Source organism: Citrobacter sp. TBCS-14 (genome assembly GCF_005280805.1).
Taxonomy (GTDB): Bacteria; Pseudomonadota; Gammaproteobacteria; order Enterobacterales; family Enterobacteriaceae; genus Citrobacter; species Citrobacter gillenii.
In genome coordinates this window covers 1-217 of the sequence record NZ_SZWM01000521.1, presented here as the reverse complement: position 1 = coordinate 217, position 217 = coordinate 1, and the positions used below count along the sequence as shown (strand labels likewise).

The 217-nt window shown below is 54.8% G+C and carries 1 pseudogene; it reads right to left on the bottom strand.

Annotated elements, in window-relative coordinates:
- A pseudogene (locus tag FDX22_RS19655) lies at positions 1-217 on the bottom strand (macrolide ABC transporter permease/ATP-binding protein MacB); the annotation flags it as partial.

The window sequence follows — 217 nt, the reverse complement described above, 5'->3', positions numbered from 1 at the left end:
AAACTGGCTCCAGCCAGAAGCCGTCGTCACCGTTGGTTCATCAATATCACGTCCGGCAGTGGTTTTTTGTGGTGGTGGATTACGCACAATCTCGCCATCACGAATTTCAATGACGCGTTCTGCCTGGGCGGCAACCTGGCTGTCGTGCGTGACGATAATTACCGTATGCCCGCGATCGCGTAGCTGATGCAGAATAGCCATCACCTCTTCGCCGGAG